The sequence below is a fragment of the Variovorax sp. dw_954 genome, from assembly GCF_018449755.1.
In the GTDB taxonomy this organism is placed as follows: Bacteria; Pseudomonadota; Gammaproteobacteria; order Burkholderiales; family Burkholderiaceae_C; genus Variovorax.
On record NZ_JAAVVD010000001.1, the window covers coordinates 63,704 to 81,666 of the forward strand.

At 65.1% G+C, this 17,963-nt stretch carries 16 protein-coding genes; 7 read left to right on the plus strand and 9 right to left on the minus strand.

Annotated elements, in window-relative coordinates:
• The first annotated feature begins 14 nt into the window (after nt 1-14).
• The 6 genes from HB681_RS00300 (at nt 15) to HB681_RS00325 (ending at nt 7,326) form a co-directional block, all read left to right on the plus strand.
• The gene (locus HB681_RS00300) at nt 15-890 is read left to right on the plus strand and encodes a branched-chain amino acid ABC transporter permease (RefSeq protein WP_213953281.1); all 876 of its coding nucleotides are present in this window, start codon (nt 15-17) and stop codon (nt 888-890) included.
• Nucleotides 890-1,966 carry a branched-chain amino acid ABC transporter permease gene (locus HB681_RS00305; RefSeq protein ID WP_213952753.1) on the plus strand — a complete coding sequence of 359 codons (1,077 nt, stop codon included), beginning with the start codon at nt 890-892 and terminating at the stop codon, nt 1,964-1,966. Before HB681_RS00300 ends, HB681_RS00305 begins: the two co-directional genes overlap by 1 nt.
• Nucleotides 1,963-2,775, plus strand: a complete 813-nt coding sequence (locus HB681_RS00310) for an ABC transporter ATP-binding protein (protein WP_213952754.1) — start codon at nt 1,963-1,965, stop codon at nt 2,773-2,775. Before HB681_RS00305 ends, HB681_RS00310 begins: the two co-directional genes overlap by 4 nt.
• A 670-nt stretch (nt 2,776-3,445) precedes the next feature.
• Entirely contained in the window at nt 3,446-4,225 is a 780-nt protein-coding gene (locus HB681_RS00315) for an ABC transporter ATP-binding protein (RefSeq protein ID WP_213952755.1), read from the plus strand.
• 4 nt (nt 4,226-4,229) lie between these two features.
• Complete coding sequence (locus HB681_RS00320; RefSeq protein WP_213952756.1) at nt 4,230-6,086, plus strand: long-chain fatty acid--CoA ligase; 1,857 nt, start codon at nt 4,230-4,232, stop codon at nt 6,084-6,086.
• A 73-nt stretch (nt 6,087-6,159) separates the two neighbouring features.
• Entirely contained in the window at nt 6,160-7,326 is a 1,167-nt protein-coding gene (locus HB681_RS00325) for an ABC transporter substrate-binding protein (protein ID WP_213952757.1), read from the plus strand.
• Nucleotides 7,327-7,529: 203 nt separating this feature from the next.
• Here the strand turns inward: HB681_RS00325 and HB681_RS00330 are convergent, their stop codons facing one another.
• The 8 genes from HB681_RS00330 to HB681_RS00365 all read right to left on the minus strand — a co-directional run bounded on the left by HB681_RS00330 (nt 7,530) and on the right by HB681_RS00365 (nt 16,259).
• Nucleotides 7,530-8,981 carry an NAD-dependent succinate-semialdehyde dehydrogenase gene (locus HB681_RS00330; protein WP_213952758.1) on the minus strand — a complete coding sequence of 484 codons (1,452 nt, stop codon included), beginning with the start codon at nt 8,979-8,981 and terminating at the stop codon, nt 7,530-7,532.
• A gap of 90 nt (nt 8,982-9,071) precedes the next feature.
• A complete protein-coding gene (locus HB681_RS00335) occupies nt 9,072-9,722 on the minus strand; it encodes a TetR/AcrR family transcriptional regulator (protein ID WP_213952759.1) in 651 nt (216 codons plus the stop codon).
• 106 nt (nt 9,723-9,828) lie between these two features.
• The gene (locus tag HB681_RS00340; protein ID WP_213952760.1) at nt 9,829-10,770 is read right to left on the minus strand and encodes an ABC transporter permease; all 942 of its coding nucleotides are present in this window, start codon (nt 10,768-10,770) and stop codon (nt 9,829-9,831) included.
• 10 nt (nt 10,771-10,780) lie between these two features.
• The gene (locus HB681_RS00345; protein WP_213952761.1) at nt 10,781-12,283 is read right to left on the minus strand and encodes a sugar ABC transporter ATP-binding protein; all 1,503 of its coding nucleotides are present in this window, start codon (nt 12,281-12,283) and stop codon (nt 10,781-10,783) included.
• A 7-nt stretch (nt 12,284-12,290) separates the two neighbouring features.
• The gene (locus HB681_RS00350; RefSeq protein WP_345944600.1) at nt 12,291-13,331 is read right to left on the minus strand and encodes an ABC transporter permease; all 1,041 of its coding nucleotides are present in this window, start codon (nt 13,329-13,331) and stop codon (nt 12,291-12,293) included.
• Nucleotides 13,328-14,440 carry a sugar ABC transporter substrate-binding protein gene (locus HB681_RS00355; RefSeq protein ID WP_213952762.1) on the minus strand — a complete coding sequence of 371 codons (1,113 nt, stop codon included), beginning with the start codon at nt 14,438-14,440 and terminating at the stop codon, nt 13,328-13,330. Before HB681_RS00355 ends, HB681_RS00350 begins: the two co-directional genes overlap by 4 nt.
• 345 nt (nt 14,441-14,785) lie before the next feature.
• Nucleotides 14,786-15,520, minus strand: coding sequence for an NlpC/P60 family protein (locus tag HB681_RS00360; RefSeq protein WP_213952763.1), 735 nt, complete (start codon nt 15,518-15,520; stop codon nt 14,786-14,788).
• Nucleotides 15,521-15,587: 67 nt separating this feature from the next.
• Nucleotides 15,588-16,259: a hypothetical protein gene (locus HB681_RS00365; protein ID WP_213952764.1), complete on the minus strand. Its 672-nt coding sequence runs from the start codon at nt 16,257-16,259 to the stop codon at nt 15,588-15,590.
• 152 nt (nt 16,260-16,411) lie between these two features.
• On the opposite strand from HB681_RS00365, the gene HB681_RS00370 reads away from it, so the two are divergent.
• On the plus strand, nt 16,412-16,585 hold the full coding sequence (locus HB681_RS00370) for a hypothetical protein (RefSeq protein WP_213952765.1): 174 nt from the start codon (nt 16,412-16,414) through the stop codon (nt 16,583-16,585).
• Between the two features lie 15 nt (nt 16,586-16,600).
• Here the strand turns inward: HB681_RS00370 and HB681_RS00375 are convergent, their stop codons facing one another.
• Nucleotides 16,601-17,803, minus strand: a complete 1,203-nt coding sequence (locus tag HB681_RS00375) for an ammonium transporter (RefSeq protein ID WP_213952766.1) — start codon at nt 17,801-17,803, stop codon at nt 16,601-16,603.
• Nucleotides 17,804-17,963: the final 160 nt, after the last annotated feature.

Sequence of the window (17,963 nt, forward strand, 5' to 3'; positions counted from 1 at the left end):
GGAGGTCTTTCTTGCTGCAAGTCTTACAGCTGCTGATTTCCGGCATCGCGCAGGGCTGCATCTACGGCCTGATCGCGCTCGGCTTCGTGCTGATCTACAAGGCGACCGAGACGGTGAGCTTCGCCCAAGGCGAACTGATGATGCTCGGCGCCTTCGCGGCCTTCGTCGGCATCTCGATGATGGGCATGCCGTTCTGGATGGCGGCTCTACTGGCGATCGTCGCGATGGCCGCTTTCGGCGTGCTGCTGGAGTTGCTCGTGATCCGCCCGATCCTCGGCCAGCCTCAGTTCTCGATCGTGATGCTGACCATCGGCATCGCCTATGTCGCGCGCGGCGTCATCACGATGCTGCCGGGCATCGGCACCGAGACCAATACGCTGCCCGTGCCTTACAAGGACCAGATCTGGAAGCTCGGCGCGCTGGTGCTCAACGTCGAGCAGATGGTGATCATCGTGGCGACGGCGGTGTTGTGCGGGCTGCTGTTCGCGATGTTCCGCTACAGCAAGCTCGGCATCGCGATGCAGGCCTCCTCGCAGAACCAGCTCGCGGCCTACTACATGGGCATTCCGGTGAAGCGTCTCAACGGGCTGGTGTGGGGGCTGGCGGCGGCCGTGGCGGCCATCGCGGGCATGCTGCTCGCACCCATCACCTTCGTGCACGCGAACATGGGCTTCATCGGGCTCAAGGCCTTTCCGGCAGCGGTGGTGGGCGGCTTCGGCAGCCTGCCGGGCGCGATCGTCGGCGGGCTGGTGATCGGCGTGGTCGAATCCTTCTCTGGCTTCTACCTGCCGGATGGCTTCAAGGACACGGCGCCGTACATCGTGGTGCTGCTGATGCTGATGTTCAAGCCCAACGGATTGTTCGGCGAGAAGCTGCGCAAGAAGGTCTGATGCGATTCCTCTTCAAGACTTCCTACGCGCAGGACATTGCGCTGGCCAAGCACGGCGGCCATACGTTCTGGTATGGACTGCTGTGCGTCGCGTTGCTGGTGGCTCCCTGGGTGGTGCCCGAGTACTGGATGGCGCAGCTCACCTTCGTGTTGATCTACGGCATCGTCGGTCTGGGGCTGATGCTGCTCGCGGGCTTCACCGGACAGTTCTCGATCGGCCATGCCGCCTTCCTTGGCACGGGCGCGTACACGCAGGCGGTGCTGAGCAACATGGGCGTGCCCGTTCCGATCGCGCTGCTGGGGGCCGCAGCGCTGTCGGCTGCGGTGGGCGTGGTGGTGGCGATGCCGGCGCTGCGCGTGAAGGGCATCTATCTCGGCATCGCGACCTTGTCCTTCGGCTTCATCGTCGAGGAAGTGTTCGCGCGGTGGGAGAGCGTGACGGGCGGCAACTCGGGCTTGCATGTGAAGACGGCGACCCTGTTCGGCCTGGATCTGGGCGCTGGCAATGGCTTCTATTACCTGTGCCTGGTGATCGCGGTGCTGGCCACGCTGGGCATCCTGAACCTGCTGCGCTCGCCGACGGGGCGGGCCTTCGTGGCGATCCGCGACTCCGAGATCTCGGCGCAGAGCATGGGCATTCACCTGGCGCGGTACAAGACGATGTCCTTCGCCATCTCAGCCGCGCTCGCCGGCGTGGGCGGCGGGTTGTATGCGCACAAGCTGAGCTTCATCTCGCCGGACCAGTTCAACATCATCCAGTCGATCGACTTGTTGCTGATGGTGGTGATCGGCGGGCTGGGATCGGTGCACGGCGCCTTCCTCGGCGCGATCTTCCTGATCGCGATGCCGCAGTTGATCTCGATGGGCAAGGATTACCTGCCGGCGGTGGTGGGGCAGGCGCCGGGCTTGCAAGGGCTGGTCTACGGGCTGGTGCTGATCGCGTTCGTGATGTTCGAGCCGCTGGGCCTGTACGGCCGCTGGCTGAAGGTGCGGACCTGGCTGCAGCTCTTCCCTTTCTATAGGCGCGGGCTGTTCAAGCGGCAGAAATCCTTCACCAAGTCGGACCGCCTCAGATGAGCAGCGACATCCTTCTCTCCGCCAGGGACCTGAGCGTGCGCTTCGGCGGCGTGCTCGCGGTCAACAAGGTGAGCTTCGACGTGCGGCGCGGCGAGGTGTTCACCTTGATCGGCCCGAATGGCGCGGGCAAGACGACGGTGTTCAACCTGATCAGCCGCATCTACACGCCGACCTCCGGCGAGATCACCTGGCATGGTGAGGGCACGCCGCTCGCGTTGACGCAGCAGGCGCCGCATGCGATTGCCGCGCTGGGCATTGCGCGCACTTTCCAGAACATCGAGTTGTTCGAGTACGCGACGGTGTTGCAGAACCTGCTGATCGGCCGGCACACGCATCGCCAGACGGGGTTCTGGAATGAAGTGTTCTTCACGCCGGCCACGCGCCGCGCGGAAGTCGCGGCGCGCGAGAAGGCGGAGCAGGTGATCGACCTGCTCGACCTGCAGCACCATCGGGACTCGATGGTGGCGGGCTTGCCGTATGGCGTGCGCAAGGTGGTGGAGCTGGCGCGTGCGTTGTGCACGGAACCGAAGTTGCTGTTGCTCGATGAGCCATCCTCGGGGTTGAACGTCGAGGAGACGGCCGACATGGCGTTCTGGATCCAGGACATCCAGCAGGAGCTGGGCGTGTCGGTGCTGATGGTGGAGCACGACATGTCGCTGGTGTCCAAGGTGTCCGATCGCGTGCTGGCGATGAACCAGGGCGAGGAGATCGCGACGGGGACGCCGCGCGAGGTTCAGTCGGATGCGAAAGTGGTCGAGGCGTATCTGGGGACGGTGGATGACGTGAGCAGTTTGCGGAGGGTGGCGTGAGCGGTTTGTTGTCCTTGTCGTCGCGGAGAGCGCCCGGCATGCGATGCGCGCCGGTCGCCTTCACTGTGCCGGTCGCTTCGCGACTTCCCTGCGCTGCTCGCCTTTCGCGGGGTCTGGCTCAAACTCGCTTCGCTCAGACAATCGCCAGCCCTCATCCGCGAAAGGCTGCGCTGCTCGGCGGCACAGAGGCGGCGCCCGTCGCGCATCGCATGCCGGGCTTGGGGGTGATCGATCTTCACGTCCCTTGGGGAGGCGGCGGCCCTCACCCCAGCCCTCTCCCAGAGGGAGAGGGAGCAAGACCGGCCGAGGGCGCAAGATTGGCAGAGGGCGAAGAATCAGCAGAGGTCGTGATACCGGCGCCGCGTGTCCACGTCGGCGGGTGGCATGCGGTGCGGGGTGGGCGAGCCCTTCTGCGCCGCCGAGCAGCGGAGCGTTTGGCGGATCAGGGCCACATGCTGTTTGAGCGAAGCGAGTTCATGTGGACCCCGCCAAACGTGAGCAGCGCAGGGGAGTCGCGAAGCGACCGGCGCAGTAGGGTCGCACGCGCCGTGCCGCATGCCGCCCGACGACGCACCCCGAACCTGACCTCGACTGCAAGTGCAAGTGCAATCGCGCGCGCCATGGCTACTGCATTCGCGATTGCATTCGCAACAGCGCAAGAAGGACAAGCATGAGCGAAGACCAGCCCGTCCTCCAGTTGCTCAACGTCGAAAGCGCTTATGGCCCCATCAAGGCCATCCGTGGCGTCAGTCTCAAGGTGCGCCCCGGTGAAATCGCAACCGTCCTCGGCTCCAACGGCGCCGGCAAGACCACCATCCTCAAGACCATCTCCGGCATCATCGACCCGCGCAAGGGCAGCATCGAGTTCAAGGGCCAGAACATCACGGCCAGGGACCCGGCCTTCATCGTGCAGCAGGGCCTGAGCCACGTGCCCGAGGGACGAGAGGTATTCCCCCTGCTGTCGGTGAAAGACAACCTGCTCATGGGTGCGTACACCCGCAAGGACCGCGACGGCGTGGGGCGCGACATGGAGACGGTGTTCAACTACTTTCCGATTCTGCGCGAGCGTGCCACTCAGGATGCCGGGCTCCTGTCGGGCGGACAGCAGCAGATGCTCGCCATCTCGCGCGCCATCATGGCCGCGCCCGCCTTGATCCTGCTCGACGAACCGAGCCTCGGCCTGTCGCCCAAGCTCACCAAGGAAATCTTCGAGATCGTCGTGCGCATCAACCGCGAGCGCGGCACCACCATCCTGCTGGTCGAGCAGAACGCCAACATGGCGCTCAATGCATCCGACTACGGCTACGTGCTGGAAAACGGCCGCATCGTCATGGAAGACACTTGCGAGCGATTGCGCGAGAAGGACGACATCAAGGAGTTCTATCTCGGCCTCAAGGACGACGGCGTGCGCGGCGAGCGGCGCTGGAAGAAAAAGAAGACCTGGAGATAAGCGCATGCAAGGACTCTGGGACACCGCCGCCATCCAGCCGAAGTTCGACATCGTCGTGCCCGGCGACACCATTCCCGCGGTGTTCTGGAATGCGGTGCGGCAGCGCGGCGACACCGTGTGGATGCGGCAGAAGCAACTGGGCATCTGGCGCAGCTGGAGCTGGAACCAGACCGCCGTGGCGGTCAAGGAGATCGCGGGCGGGCTCATGGCCATCGGCTTCGGCGCGGGCCAGTGCGCGTCGATCCTTTCCAACACCGTCATCGAGTGGGTGCTGTGCGACCTGGCCGTGCTGAGCTGCGGCGGCGTCGCCAACGGCATCTATCCGACCGATGCCGCGTCGCAGGTGCACTACCTCTGCGAAGACTCAAGCACCACCGTGCTCTTCGTCGAGGACGACGAGCAGCTCGACAAGGCGCTCGAAGTGCGCGCCGGCCTGCCGTTGCTGCGCAAGATCATCGTGGCGGACATGGAAGGCCTGCGCGACCTTCACGACCCCGACGTGATGAGCCTCGACGCCTTGCGTGCGCTGGGCCGCGAGTACCTGCAGGCGCACCCGAACGCGGTCGAGTCGGCGGTGGCCGCGTGCCGGCCCGAGGACCTCGCGATCCTGGTCTACACCTCCGGCACCACCGGCAAGCCCAAGGGCGCGATGCACAGCCATGGTGGACTCGTCTTCACCGCTCGCGGCTACAACACGCTGATCGCGCAGGACGAGCGCGACGAGCGCATGTGCTTCCTGCCGCTGTGCCACATCGCCGAGCGCATGGGCGGCGAGTACTTCGCGATGTACACCGGCTCGATCCTCAACTTCGTCGAGAACCCCGAGACCGTGCCCGAGAACGTGCGCGAGATCGCGCCGACCGTGTTCACCGCGGTTCCGCGCGTGTGGGAGAAGTTCTACTCCGGCGTGATGATCGCGCTGAAGGAAGCGAGCCCGCTCCAGCAGGCCGCGTACAAGTGGAGCATCGGCATCGGCGAGGCCATCGCGGCCAAGGTGCTGGCCGGCGAGGAGGTCAGCGGCGCGCTCAAGCTCAAGTTCCGCATCGCGCGTGTGCTGGCGCTCGACAATGCGCGCAAGCTGATCGGCATCCACCGGGCGCGCTTCCTTGTGACCGGCGCCGCGCCGATCTCGCCGGAACTGGTCAAGTGGTATCTCGCACTCGGCGTGCCGATGCTGGAGGTCTGGGGCATGACGGAGTCCTGCGGCGCATCGACGGCGGTGCCGGCCACGCGCATCAAGCCCGGGTCGATCGGCCCGGCAACGGTCTACAACGAAGTGCGCATCGATCCCCGCAACGGCGAGATCCTGGTGCGCGGGCAGAACGTGTTCATGGGCTACCTCAACCAGCCCGAGAAAACGGCCGAGACCATCGATGCCGAAGGCTGGCTGCACACCGGCGACGTGGGCACGATGGACCAGGACGGCTACTTCCGCATCACCGACCGGATGAAGGACATCATCATCACGGCCGGCGGCAAGAACGTGACGCCGAGCGAGCTGGAGAACGAACTCAAGTTCAGTCCCTACGTCACCGATGCAGTGGTGATCGGCGACAAGCGGCCCTACCTCACCGTGATCATCATGATCGACCAGGAGAACGTCGAGAAGTTCGCGCAGGACAACGACGTGCCCTTCAGCAACTACCAGAGCCTGACGCGCGCCAAGGAAGTGCTGGACCTGATCCAGTCGGAGCTGGAGCGCGTCAACACCAAGTTCGCGCGCGTGGAGGAGATCAAGAAGTTCTTCCTGCTGGAGACGCAGCTCAGCGCGGAAGACGAAGAACTCACGCCGACGATGAAGCTCAAGCGCAAGCTGGTGCAGACCAAGTACGCCGAGCGCATCGAAGCCATGTATTCATGACTCGCCCAGGCGCCGCTGCATCGGCAGCGGCCCTGGCGAGTGATCGCAGTTTTATTGACCAGAGGAGTTCGTGATGAAGACTTTGACAGCAATCGCTCTCGCCGCTTCGCTCGCGCTGGGCGCGGGTTCGGCGCTGGCGCAATCGCAGGGCGTGAGCAAGGACGAGATCCTGATCGGCACGATCCAGGACTTGTCGGGCCCGCTGGCAGCCTTCGGCAAGCAGTCGCGCAACGGCATGCAACTGCGCGTGGACGAGATCAACGAGCAGGGCGGCGTGAACGGGCGCAAGCTCAAGCTGCTGGTCGAGGACTCGGGCTACGACCCGAAGAAGGCCGTCCTCGCGGCGCAGAAGCTGGTCAACCAGGAGAAGATCTTCATCATGGCCGGCCACATCGGCACGGCGCAGAACATGGCGGCGATGCCGGTGCAGTTCGAGAAGAACGTGATCAACTTCATGCCGATCACGGCGGCGCGCGAGATGTACGAGCCCTTCCACAAACTCAAGTATTCATTCGCGGCGACCTATTACGACCAGATCCGCATGGCTTTACCGAAGCTGGTCAAGGACAAGGGCGCGAAGAAGGTCTGCACGATCTACCAGGACGACGAGTTCGGGCTGGAAGTGCAGCGCGGCGCCGAGGCCGGCTTGAAGACGATGGGGATGGAAGTGGCCGAGAAGACATCGTTCAAGCGCGGCGCCACCGACTTCAGTTCGCAGGTCGCCAAGCTGAAGGCGTCCAACTGCGAAGTGGTGGTGCTCGGCACCATCATCCGCGAGACCATCGGCACCGTGGGCGAGTCGCGCAAGACTGGCTTCAGTCCGGTCTTCCTGGGTTCGAGCGCCGCGTATACCGACTTGATCCACAAGCTGGGCGGCAAGCCGATGGACGGCATCTACGCGACGATGACGGTGCAGAACCCCTACACCGACGAGCAGTCGCAACCGCTGCGCTTCTGGGCCAACAAGTACAAGACCAAGTTCAACGAAGACCCGACCGTGTTCAGCGCCTACGGCTACGAGATCATCGACGCCTTCATCCAGGCGGCGCAGAAGACCGGCACCAACCTGTCGACCGACAGCTTCATCAAGACGATGGACTCCACGACCTTCATGCCCGACATGTTCGGCTCGCCGAAGATGACCTATTCGCCGACCAAGCGCCTGGGCAACGACCAGTCGCGGCTGTCGCAGATCGTGGATGGGAAGTGGAAGGTGGTGTCGGACTACGTCGCGCCGTAGTCAGGCTGCCTTGTTCCCTCTCCCTCTGGGAGAGGGTTAGGGTGAGGGCAAGTGCCTTTGCAAATTCACAGCCTCATCCATCGCCCGTTGCCCTCACCCCAACCCTCTCCCCGCGGGGAGAGGGAGCGAAGACCCTGTCCTGGCCCTCTTCCGGGGGGAGAGGGAGTGAAGACGCCCCGCCTTACTTGGGAGAGGAAACGGGATCAGGCCGCCATGATGGAGACGGCCTTCGTGGTCACGTAGCCTTCCATCGCCTCCGGCCCACCTTCCGACCCGTAGCCCGAATCCTTCATGCCGCCAAACGGCATCTCAGGCGTAGGCGCTGCGGGCTGGTTGATCCACAGCATCCCCACTTCGACCTGCTGCGCCAGGATGTGCGCGTTCTTGATCGATTGCGTGAACGCGTAGCCGGCCAGGCCGAAGGGCAGGCGGTTGGCTTCGGCAATGGCTTCCTCGAGCGTGTCGAAGCCGCGGATCGCGGCGATCGGGCCGAAGGGCTCGTTGTTGAACACGTCGGCTTCCAGTGACACCTCGTCCAGCACGGTCGGCGCGAAGAAGTTGCCGTCGGTGCCCACGCGCTCTCCGCCGGTCAGCACCTTGGCGCCGGTCTTGCGGGCGTCGGCGAGGATCTTGTCCATCGCGCCGATGCGGCGTGCATTGGCCAGCGGGCCCAGCGTCGTGTCTTCGAGCAGGCCGTCGCCGAGCTTGAGCTTCTCGGTCTGCGTGGCGAGCGCCTTGGCGAATTCGGCGCGGATGCTGTTGTGCACCAGGAAGCGCGTTGGCGAGATGCAGACCTGGCCCGCGTTGCGGAACTTGGCGCCGCCGGCTGCCTTCACGGCCAGCATGATGTCCGCGTCGGCGGCCACGATCACGGGCGCATGGCCGCCGAGCTCCATCGTCGCGCGCTTCATGTGCAAGCCGGCCAATGAAGCCAACTGCTTGCCGACCGGCGTCGAACCGGTGAAGGTCACCTTGCGGATGATCGGATGCGGGATCAGGTAGCTGGAGATCTCGGCCGGATCGCCGTAGACCAGGCCGACCACGCCGGGCGGGATGCCCGCATCGACGAAGCACTGCATCAGGGCGGCGGGGGAGGCGGGCGTTTCTTCCGGCGCCTTGCACAGGAACGAGCAGCCGCTGGCCAGCGCGGCGCCGATCTTGCGCACGATCTGGTTGATGGGGAAATTCCACGGCGTGAAGGCCGCGACCGGGCCGAGCGGCTCCTTCAGCACCAGTTGCTGCGCGTTGAGGTTGCGCGAGGGCACGATGCGGCCATAGAGGCGGCGGCCTTCGTCGGCGAACCATTCGATGATGTCGGCGCCGGCGGTGGCTTCGCCGCGGGCCTCGACGTACGGCTTGCCCTGTTCCTGGGTCAGGATGCGGCCGATGTCGCCGGCGCGCTGGCGCAGCAGGCCGGCGGCCTTGCGCATGATGATGGCGCGCTCGTTGGCGGGCGTGCGGCGCCACTTCTCGAAGCCGCTTTGCGCGGCGGCCAAGGCGCGGTCGAGGTCGGCGATGCCGGCGTGCGCAACCGTGCCGATGACTTTGCCGGTGGCCGGATTGACGACATTGATGGTCTTGCCGCTGGCGGCGTCGACCCATTCATTGGCGATCAGGAGGCGGGTGTCGGGGTAGCTGGTGGTCGTGGATGTCATGCGTAGTCCTCAAATGAGGCAGCGATGATAGGACGCGCCGAGCGCACCGCCGTGACGGCACGTTTCAAGCCCGCACCCCGTGCGTGGGGTCTACACCTTGTCGGGGTTGACGAGCACCAGCCGCAGGATCGTGTCCATGTTGAACTTGAAGCGCGCGGCGAGCGCGTCGCGGCCGGTGAAGTTGAAGCCGAACAGCACCTGGCCGGTGTGCCGGTTGTTGAGGTAGTAGAAGGCGACGGCGGCGATGGTGATGCACAACTGCGCGGCGTCGATGTCACGGCGGAACACGCCCTCGACCGCGCCGCGCTTGAGGATCGCGTCGACGCTGTCGACGTACGCCTTCTGCAGCTTGCGCAGCTGCTTGTTGCCGGCGATGTGCCGCGCCTCGTGCAGGTTGGCACTGTTGACCAGCGTGATGAACTCGGGGTTGTCCAGGTAGTACTGCCAGGTGAACTCGACCAGCTTCTTCAGCGCCTCCACCGGCGGCGTGTTCTCCAGCCCCAGGCCCTGCTCGCTGCCGCGGATGCCCACGTAGGCTTCTTCCAGCACGGCCTCGAACAGTTGCTCCTTGCCACCGAAGTAGTGGTAGATCATCCGCTTGTTGGCGCCCGACATCTCCGCGATCACGTCGACCCGCGCGCCGCCCAGGCCGAGTTTCGCGAACTCGACCTTTGCAGCCGCGAGGATGTCGGCCTTGGTGGCCGCCGGGTCGCGTGCGCGGAACGGCATCTTTTCGCCCATGGATGGTCGCCTTGTCGTGTCGCTGTGGAAATGGGTGCCGATGTTAGGCCAACGCCAGACAAGTCGCTCGTGCTTTGCGGGACTCGTCGGGCGTCGCCCGGGCGCGCTACTTGACGGTGGCCAGCTTGCTGCGGTCGATGGTCAGGGCGATGGCGACGGTGAGCACGATGCCGAACACGATCTGCTGCGCCGTAGCCGGCACCTCCAGGTACACCATGCCGGTGCGGATCACGGCCACGATCATCGCGCCGATGAGCGTGTTGAGGACGCCGCCGACACCGCCGGTGAGCGGCGTGCCGCCGATCAGCACCGCGACGATGGCCGGCAGCAGGAAGCCCTCCGCCAGGTTGGGCGCGCCGCCCGCCAGCTTGACCGAGAACAGCAGGCCCGCGAAGGCCGCGATGAGCCCCGACAGCGTGTAGACCGCGATCTTGTAGCGGTCGACGTTAAGGCCCGACGCGGCCGCCGCGGGCTCGCCGGCGCCGATCGCCTTGAGCGCGCGGCCGAAGGTGGTGCGGCGCTCGACGAACAGCATCACCACCAGCAACGCGCCGGCGATCAGCACTTCGTGCGGGACGCCGGCCGTGCTCTCCGTCACCCAGCCGAAGGCCTGCTCGCGCATCCCCGCATCCATGAAGATCGCGCGTTGCCCCGAGGCGAATTGCCCCACCGACAGCGCGATGCCGCCGATGGCCAGCGTGGCGATGAACGAAGGCACCTTCAGCCGTGTCGATGCATAGCCCGACACGAAGCCCAGCAGCGCGCCCACGCCGACCACGGCGATGGCCGACCACACGCCCATGAAAGGCAGCGACAGCGTCGCCAGCACGGTTGTCATGTTGGCCACCGACTGGGCCGAGAGGTCGATGCCGCCGATGAAGATCACCAGCGTGATGCCGAGCGCCATCACGAACAGCGTCGACACGTCGGCCGTCATCTGCAGGAGGTTGGACGGCAGCAGGAAGGCGGGGTTGATGGCGCTGACGGCCAATGTGAGGGCCAGCAGCGTCAGCCAGGGCAGGTGGGGGCGGAGTTTTTCGAAGTTCATGGCGGGCTCTTCAAGTCATGTGGTGGACGAGGTCGAACAAGGAGGGCTTGTTGCCCGGCACGCAGTCGAACCACTGCTGCACCTTCCCATCGCGCAGCACCGCGATCGTGTGGGAGAGGCCGATCGCCTCCTCGAGCGTGTCGGCCATCAGCAGCACCGCACAGCCGTCGTTGCACATCTCGCGGATCACCTCGTAGATGTGTTCCTTGGCGCCGATGTCGACGCCGCGCGTGGGGTGGTCCAGCAAAATCACGTCGGAGCCGCTGCTGCGCCACTTGGCGATGACCACCTTCTGCTGGTTGCCGCCCGAAAGCTTGCCCGCATTGGCATCGACCGATGGCGTCTTGATCTCCAGCCGCTTGACCCACTGCTGCGCGGTCGCGCGCTCGGTCTTGTGCCGCAGCACGCCGCCGCGGCTGTAGTTGCGCATCTGCGAAAGCGTCATGTTCTCGAACACCGACATCCCGCCCACGATGCCTTCGATCTTGCGCTCGCGCGGGATGTAGCCGATGCCATGCTTCACCGCGTTGGCCGCGCTGAAGCGGCGCACTGCCCGGCCCTTGATGCGCAGCGCGCCGCCGGTCGGCTTCTCCAGGCCGAACACGGTGCGCATGATCTCCTCGCCGCCGGAGCCTTCGACGCCGACCAGGCTCAGCACCTCGCCCCGGCGCAGCTTGAAGGAGATGTCCTGGTACTTGCCGGGGTGCGTCAGGCCCTCAGCCTCGACCAGCACGTCGTCCGTGCAGGGCCGCTGCTTTTCCTCTCGGTAGTAGGCGGTGCTGATCTCGCGGCCGACCATCTTCTGCTGGATGCTGGTCGCCACCGCGGTCTTGCCGTCGACCACGTCGACCACTGCGCCGTCCTTCATGACGTAGATGCGGTCGGAGATGTCGATGACCTCGTCCATGCGGTGCGAGACGAAGATGAAGGAAGCCCGCGCGCGCAGCCGCCGGATCAGGCGGAACAACAACTGCACCTCATCCTTGGACAGCACCGACGTCGGCTCGTCCAGCAGGATCACCAGGTCGCCCTCGACGCGCTCCTCCAGCGCCATCACCTTGGCCAGCTCGACCAGTTGCCGCTGCGCGAAGGACAAGGACGACAGCGGCATGCGCGCGTCGATGTCCAGTTCGACCTTTGCCAGTTGATGGCGCGCCGCGACGGCCATCTTCTTCCAGTCGACGATGCCCCATCGCACGAACTGCCGCTCGAAGCCGAGGAAGATGTTCTCCATGACCGAGAGGTTCGGGATCAGCGACTGTTCCTGGAACACCATGCCGATGCCTTGCAGCATCGCCTCGCGCGGGTTGGCGAACGCGGTCGCGCGGCCGTTGATGAGCACCTCGCCGCCGTCGTGCTGGTAGGCGCCGTAGAGCACCTTCATCAGCGTCGACTTGCCGGCCCCGTTTTCGCCGACCAGCCCGACGATCTCGCCGCGCTCGATCCTGAAGTCGATGCCCTTGAGCGCATGCACGCCGGGAAAGCGCTTCTCTACTTTCTTGAATTCAAGCATGGCGTTCTCACTTCACCAGGGATTGGTTCTTGCGGTTGACGGCCAGCGCGACCGAGAGGATGACGAGCGCGCCGAGCACGCCGTCCTGCAGGTAGTTGGGCAGGCCGACCACGACCATGCCGTTGTTGATGACGCTGACGATCAGCACGCCCACGACCGCGTTCCAAACCCCGCCCGAGCCGCCCATCAGCGAGGTGCCGCCGATGACCACCGCCGTGATGGACGCGAACATGAAGTTCGAGCCCGTCAGCGATTCCGCCATGCCGCCGCGCGCCACCGCGAAGATCGCCGCCAGCGCATAGAACACGCCCGCCAGCATGAAGCCCAATATGCGCACACGCTTGACGTTCAACCCGCTCGCATGCGCGAGGTCCTCGCCGCCGCCCACCGCGTAGAAGTGGCGCCCGAGGATCGTCTTGCGCTGGATGAACCAGGCCACGAACACCAGCGCGATCGCGACGAACACCATCAGCGGAAAGCCGCCGATGCGCAGGTAGATCAGCGCGCGAAACACGTCGTCGTCCACGCGCAGGATGTCTCCGCCCGTCAGCACCACCGACAGCCCCATGCCGACGAAGCCGATCGCCAGGCTCGACATGAACGAAGGAATGCTGAGCTTCACATGGACAAGGCCGTTGACCAGCCCGATCGATGCGCCGACCGCGAGCGCCGCCGGAATCGCCAGCCAGCCCCAACCGGCCATTTCGCCGCCCAGGAACTTGAACGTGAGCGCGAACAGCACGGCGGCGGTGGAGATGGTGCCTTCCATCGACAGGTCGATGGAGCCCATCACGATGATGAAGGTCACGCCCACCGCGACCATCAAGGCCGGTGCCGCCGAGATCGCGATGCGTGCGAAGTTGGCCAGCGTCATGAACTTCGGGTTGGCCGCCGCGAAGCCCAGCACCAGCGCGCCGAGCACGAGGGCGGGTGCCCATTGCAGCCAGGACGCGGCGCGTGCCGCTTTCACCGAACGCGCGGGCGAGCTTGCCGGCGCGACATCCTTGGCGGCTGCGCGTGGCAGCCCCGAAGCCATGTGCGTGGTCACGCCCGGGCCCCGTACTTGATCTGGCCGCCTGAGGTGCCCCAGAAGTCGGTCCACTCGTACTTCGGCGTGCTGCTGATGTACTTCTTCTTGAAGTCGGCCGCATCCTTCTGCGTGACGACGATGGAGGGGCCGTAGAACTCGCGGTGCTCCTTCGGCTCGGCCGAGGGCTTGAACTTGCCGATGGCCGCGTAGTACGCCAGCGCCGCCGTGATGCCGCCGCCCCAATGCGGGTTGGTGAACACGGTCGCGAGCAACTCGCCCCTGACGATCAGGTCGATCGCCTCCGGGCTGCCGTCGTAGCCGACCACGGGCAGCTTGCGTCCGTCGGCCTTGAGCGCTTCGAGCACGCCGTAGGCCATCGAGTCGTTGGCGCAGAACACGCCGCCGATCTTGTTGCCAAAGCGCGTGAGAAAGCCTTCCATCACCTGGTTGGCCTTCTGCGTGGACCAGTCGCCCGGCTGGTAGTCCAGCAACTGGATGCCGGGGAAGTCCTTCAGCGCTTTCTTCATGCCGTTGAGCCGCTCGACGGCCGGGTTGTTGGCCGCAATGCCGCCCACGCCGACGATGGCGCCCTTGCCGCCCATGGCGGTGAACAGGGCGCGGGCGGTCTGCTCGGCCGGGCCTTCGTCGGACCAGGTCATGTGGGACACCCAGGCATCGCCGAAGTCCCACGGGTGCAAGTCGTCGGGCTTGTTCCAGATCGTCGACACGAAGGCGCCGGCCTTTTTCACGGCTTCGACGATGGGGCGGCAGTTGGGTGCGTCGTTCGCGTCGCAGGCGATTGCGGCCTTGCCGCCGGTCTTCGACAGGAAGGCCTGGATGTCGGACAGTGATTTCTGCGAGCTGCCGTTGTTGAGCAGGTGGACCATGTCGGACTTCTTCATGCCGACGCTCTCGACGAAGGATTCACCGCCCGAGGCGATGGCGTGCCAGTACGGGTTGTTGCGGTCGCGGTAGCTCCAGGCGACGGCCGGCTTGCCTTGCTGCTGGGCGAAGGCCGCGAGCGGGTTGCTGGCGGCTGCGACGCCGACGAGACCGTAGGCGCTGGCCAACAGGAAGTCGCGTCGCCGCGTGGTTTGCTGGTCGATGTAGTTCTTGATGAAGGCCATGGGTTTGTCTCCTTGAGGGTGGACTGTCGGTTGCTGATGAAGTAACTAACTGGATGGTTATTGTCATCCTGTGAGAGAGGGTTCGTCCATAGGGTTTAGCCTAGTAACCTATTGGTTATTTGAGGGCGTGGGCGCTTTTGAAGCCCGAGGCGGAACGCAGTCGATGCGCCGTGAAGACGAGCTTTCGCCTAGCCACGTGGGGGACGCGGCCGGGGAATTGCGCGGACCATCTGGCTGGCGATCACGCGGTTCAGGAGGGGTGCCGGACGCAGCCGGCAGCCATCCGTCAGCCTCAGGCGTCAACCGTCAACCGTCAACCGTCGGCCGTCGGCCGTCGGCCGTCAGCTACGGCCGGAAGTGCGGAATGAATCGACCGAGCACCGCATGCTCATCGTCGGGCGCGATGAAGCGGGACGCGGCGAGGGTGCTCCAGGCAAAGCCCGCCACTTCGCCATGCGATCCGGTGTAGAGCCTGAACACGCCGCGCCCAAGGCCATCGTGGTCATGCCCGTCGGCGCCCCGCTTGTGGCGCGTGTCGGTCGGGCCGTGGCCGGACTCCGAACTGTCGATGACATCGACCGCCCATTGGTCGGTGCCGATCACGAACGGCTTCGTCCCGCTCATCTTCGTCGGCGCGTTCACGACCATCATGATGTGGCCCGTGTTGTCGTGTCGGGTGAGGTACTTGACCGCGATCACATCGCCAGGTTGCAGGTCGCTGACGGCGGCGAGGGCAACGAAGCCGCGGCCCTCGAGGACCGCGTCGTGGTAGCGCTCGGCGGTGGGGCGCCGGCTGCCGAACCAGCGCTTGAAGTCATCGGCCGAGTAGCCATCGACATGCATCAGCAGATGGTCGATGAAGCCCGAGCAATCGGTGTGCGACGCCACGACGCCGGTCCACGACACGCTGCCCTGCCCGTGCGCGTAGTCGGTGTTGGAGAGATCGAGCTGCTGGACCAGATCCACGGCCGCGATGACGCGCTGCGTGGCGCCTGTGTCGCTCGCCGCCTGCGTCGACAAGCCGAGCGTGGCGAGCACGATGCACAGCGCAGCGACCGGCGCGATCCTGTTCATGTTCATCGACGCACTCCTTCCGGCATAAGCAACGACTGGACCTAGCGACAACGACCGCTGAACCCGGGCCAGGTCACAGATACGGGTTCTTCAAGTTTGGATCCTTCTTCTTCGGTGCATCGAGGGAATCCATCGTGTGAAACGTGCCCACGATACTTTCGGCGACCTTGAATTGCCCCTTTGTGGCCGCCAGAAGCTCCTTGTATCCGGTGTCGTCTCCACCGTTCAACTGGAAGTACGGGCCGATCAGCACTTCCATTTGATGGACGATGATCGATTCAAGGTCGCGCGGCGGAGCGCGGCGGGTCACGATGCAATAGCCCATGATCTGGGTGAACCGCACATTCGATGTGGCAATTTCCTTCATGTACTGCCGATTGACGCCGCAGCGAGCGGCGAATTCGTCCACGTTCAGGTAGCGCAGATTGCTGGTGTCCACGAGGTACATGTAGACATGAATCGCCGTCGGTGGAAAGAAACACGCGACCTTCGCATTCCACGTCAAGCTCACGGAGAGGTCGGGATCCGCATCTCCGGTGCCTCCCTTTCTCGCAGAGGGGTTCCCGCGCAGCACGGGGCCGACGAGCGAAAAGATGCGGTTCTGGAGGTCCGCGGGCAAGGCCGCGACGCGTTGAGCCAATTCCGGCTTCTTCCATCCCACCCGCGGCAGGATGCCGCCGAGCGTTCGCAACTCATCCGGTGTTGCCTTCGAGCCATGGAACGCAATGTTGTTCGATTTGCTCATGTTGCAGATACCTCTGCGGCAGGTACGAATGCGCGAGCATAGACAGCCGTGGCCGCATCGACAAGGACCGTGACGCAGGCCCTCAAACCAGCGCGCCGCGGCGAAATCGCCGTGGTCCTAAGATTGCCACCCCGCATCCTCCGGAGGCGACCATGCCCGACGACAACGCGAAGTTCGACAAGGAAGCGATTTCCCTGATCGAGTCTCTCAAGGGGCGGCGCAAGCCTGCCAAGCGAGCACCGAGGACAGGGTCGACGGCCCCCAAGGGCGATAAGGCGGCCGTCAAGACGCCGGTGGTCGTCCGGCGGGCGGCAGGTCGTTTCTAGGCCGAGCAGATTGCGTCACCAGTTGACTTCGCGCTCCGGCGTGGCGCTCACGTGGTGGATCGACAGGTCTGCGCCGTCGTATTCCTCTTCCTGCGACAGCCGCAAGCCCGTCGTGCGCTTCAGCGTGCCGTAGACGGCCAGGCCCGCCACGAAGGCCCAGGCGACGCCGATCGCCACGCCGATGAGCTGCGCGACAAGGCTGACGCCGCCGATCCCACCCAGCGCCCGCTGGCCAAAAATGCCGGCGGCGACACCGCCCCAGGTGCCGCACAGGCCGTGCAGGGGCCAGACGCCCAGCACGTCGTCGATCTTCCACTTGTTCTGCGTCAGTGTGAACATGTAGACGAAGATCGCGCCCGCCACACCTCCGACCACGAGGGCACCGATGGGGTGCATCAGGTCGGAGCCCGCGCACACTGCGACCAGCCCGGCCAGCGGCCCGTTGTAGACGAAGCCCGGGTCGTTCTTGCCGAGCGCCAGCGCCGCCAGTGTGCCGCCCACCATCGCCATCAGCGAGTTGACCGCCACCAGCCCGGAGATCTTGTCGATGCTCTGCGCACTCATGACATTGAAGCCGAACCAGCCCACGCACAGCACCCACGCGCCAAGCGCCAGGAAGGGGATGTTCGAGGGCGGATGCGCGCTGAGCGATCCATCGCCGCGGTAGCGGTTGCGGCGCGCGCCGAGCAGCAGGACCGCCGGCAGTGCCAGCCATCCGCCCACCGCATGCACGACCACCGAGCCCGCAAAGTCGTGGAACGGGTGCCCGGTCGCCGATTCGATCCAGGCCTGGATGCCCAGCGCCTTGTTCCAGGCAATGCCTTCGTACAAGGGGTACACCAAGCCGACGATGACCGCCGTCGCGATGAGTTGCGGCCAGAACTTCGCACGTTCCGCAATGCCGCCCGAAATGATCGCGGGGATGGCGGCGGCGAAGGTCAGCAGGAAGAAGAACTTCACCAGCTCGTAGCCGTTCTGTTGAGCCAGCTCATCGGCGCCGACGAAGAAATGCGCGCCGTAGGCGACCCCGTAGCCGACCAGGAAGTAGACCACCGTCGACACCGAGAAGTCGACCAGGATCTTGACCAGTGCATTGACCTGGTTCTTCTTGCGGACAGTGCCGAGTTCCAGGAAGGCGAACCCCGCGTGCATCGCCAGGACCATGATCGCGCCGAGAAGAATGAACAGCGCGTCTGCGCCCCGATGTAGTGCATCCATTAAAGGCGTGCTCCCAATACTGCTTATGTTGGTGCATTGCCGGCCTTTGCCGGCGCATGGATCAACGCGAAAGCAATATTGGTGCCGGATTGGCCTACTGGTGGTGCAGGCGCTGCAAGTTGGTGCGCATCATTCAGGGCGGGCACCTGGAGCCGACTCG